Source organism: Neisseria sp. P0021.S005 (assembly GCF_051956955.1).
In genome coordinates this window covers 1-1,314 of record NZ_JBQCWY010000779.1, presented here as the reverse complement: position 1 = coordinate 1,314, position 1,314 = coordinate 1, and the positions used below count along the sequence as shown (strand labels likewise).

The window sequence follows — 1,314 nt, the reverse complement described above, 5'->3', positions numbered from 1 at the left end:
AATCCGCAAAGGCAGGATAACGTTTTGCAAGACATTGCGGTCGTAGAGGATTTTGTGGTCTTGGAAGACAATGCCGATATGTTGGCGCATAAAGCCGATCTGATTGTCGCTCAAGGTGCCGAGGTCTTGATTGTTGAACCAAACCTTACCTTTGGTAGGCTTGGTAATGCCTGAAATCAGCTTCAAAATGGTAGATTTGCCCGAGCCCGAATGGCCGGCGATAAAAATCATCTCACCTTTGTTAATCTGGAAACTGACATTTTTCAGGGCTTCGAAACCGCCGGGATAGGTTTTGGAAACTTGTTCGAAACGGATCATGGGTTTTCCTGAAAATAGGGATTCAGACGGCAGGCGTCATCGATAGGGCAACATGCCGTCTGAAAAAATGGGGATATTCACAGATTATAAATATTTCGGCTGCTTTTTGATAGTGAAACCCCGGTTCTGCAGGCGGATACACTGCCGGTTTGCAACACAAAGCAGTATGATTTGAAAAAAAGGCCGTCTGAACGATTGGGTTTCAGACGGCCTCGGTATCAGCGTAGGTTAAGCACCCTATCCGCTGTTTTATTTACATTTGGTTTTGGCCAAATTCACGGCGGCGGTCAGGCTTTTTTCGTTGACTTCGCCGGTGATGGTTTGTTTGTAACCGCATTTCGGCGCTTCGACGACAGTGAAAGGCAATACGCCGACGTTGTTGCCGTGGGCTTTCATGAAGTTGCGGCTGTTGGCGCCGGTGTAACGCCAAATCGGATAACTGACCGGTGTTTGTTTCAGGAACTTGCCAATGTTGTCAGTGGTATCCAGCGCGATGCCGACCATATCGACGCTGCCTTTTTTCTGCGCTTTGTACCATGCGGACATGGCGGGCATTTCTTTACGGCAGGGGCCGCACCAGGTTGCCCACAGGTTGACCACGCGCACGGGGGCTTTGAGCGATTCCAGGCTTTGCGGTTTGTTGTCCTGCCAACCAGCTGTTTCATCGGCGGCAAAGGCCGGTACAGCGGTAAAAACGGTGGCGGACAAGAGAAGGGCGGTTAAGGCTTTCATGGTTGTATCCTTGAGGTTGCCAATCGAAATTGTGTTTATTGTAAAACGGTTTGGTGGGTATGCCTACCGATTCGTATCAAGATATCAAGTAAAAAGTTTGAGTAAAAATCAGTTGCAGACGATAATAACCGCCATCATTGAATGATTTTGCAATAATACGGAGACTTTCATGCCGTCTGAATTCACACTTTATCACAACCCGCGTTGCAGCAAATCGCGTGCCGCGCTGGCTTTGCTCGAAGAAAAAGGCGTTGCCGCCGACGT

Annotated in this window: 2 protein-coding genes and 1 pseudogene; 1 reads left to right on the top strand and 2 read right to left on the bottom strand. The window is 48.8% G+C overall.

The genetic code is table 11. The features are described 5' to 3' along the window. Both ACTHUE_RS19225 and ACTHUE_RS19220 read right to left on the bottom strand, forming a co-directional pair. Window positions 1-318 (bottom strand): cell division ATP-binding protein FtsE (locus ACTHUE_RS19225; protein WP_440424193.1); only part of this gene is annotated, 318 nt, incomplete at its 3' end. Window positions 319-567: 249 nt separating this feature from the next. Continuing rightward, window positions 568-1,050 (bottom strand): TlpA disulfide reductase family protein, encoded by a 483-nt coding sequence (locus ACTHUE_RS19220; RefSeq protein ID WP_070837242.1) that lies wholly within the window; start codon window positions 1,048-1,050, stop codon window positions 568-570. 169 nt (window positions 1,051-1,219) lie between these two features. Here ACTHUE_RS19220 and ACTHUE_RS19215 point away from each other — a divergent pair. Next, window positions 1,220-1,314: pseudogene (locus tag ACTHUE_RS19215) on the top strand (arsenate reductase (glutaredoxin)); the annotation flags it as partial.